Origin of the sequence: Streptococcus mitis (assembly GCF_946188615.1) — a bacterium.
In the GTDB taxonomy this organism is placed as follows: domain Bacteria; phylum Bacillota; class Bacilli; order Lactobacillales; family Streptococcaceae; genus Streptococcus; species Streptococcus mitis_BZ.
The window spans coordinates 1-920 of record NZ_CAMHVK010000020.1 but is presented as its reverse complement, the minus strand read 5'-3'; the positions used below and the strand labels follow the sequence as shown (position 1 = coordinate 920).

The 920-nt window shown below is 43.4% G+C and carries 1 protein-coding gene; it reads right to left on the bottom strand.

Annotated elements, in window-relative coordinates; genetic code table 11:
* Positions 1-920 (bottom strand): Rib/alpha-like domain-containing protein (locus OCF95_RS09750; RefSeq protein WP_261105333.1); only part of this gene is annotated, 920 nt, incomplete at both ends.

Genomic DNA, 920 nt, shown 5'->3' with positions numbered 1-920 from the left:
TTTCCTGTCTTACTTCCTGGTTTACTTGTGTCTGGTTGTTCTGACCAGCTATAGTTTGTTCCTTTTGGTAAGTCATTGGTATTAATACTTTTCTCTGGATCTGGTACTTCCTTGTGACGAACCGTTTGGTTTGGCTCTTTCGCAGTTGGGTTAAACGTATCTTTTTGTTCTTTTACCGTTACTGGTACTTCGACTTCATCTTCTGTTCCATCTGGATAATGAACTAAGGCTACTCCTGGATGACTGCCTGGTGTACTTACATCTGGCCTTGTCTTCCATGTAACGGTTGTGCCTTCTGGTAAGCCGGTTTTGGTTACACTTGTTTCTGGATCTGGTACGTGTCCATTATCCACGGTTTGCGCAATACCAGTTGGGCTGTATTCATCATTTTGCGGAGTCACGTTTACCGTTACCGTCACTTCTTCTGTACTCTTATCTGGGTAAGTGATTAATACTTTGCCTGTCTTACTTCCTGGTTTACTTGTGGCTGGTTGTTCGGACCAGCTATAGTTTGTTCCTGCTGGTAAGTCGTTTGTATTAATACTTTTCTCTGGATCTGGTACTTCGTTGTGACGAACAGTTTGGTTTGGCTCTTTTGCCGTTGGGTTGAAGGTGTCACTTTGTTTCTTAACTGTGACTGGTACTTCTACTTCATCTTCCGTTCCATCTGGATAATGAACTAACGCTACTCCTGGATGACTGCCTGGTGTATTCACAACTGGAGTTTCTTTCCATGTGACGGTTGTGCCTTCTGGCAACCCTGTTTTATTGACACTGTCTTCTGCGTTTGGCACATGTCCATTGTCTACGGTTTGCGCAATACCAGTTGGGCTGTATTCATCATTTTGTGGCGTTACGTTTACCGTTACCGTCACTTCTTCCGTACTCTTATCTGGGTAAGTGATTAATACTTTTCCTGT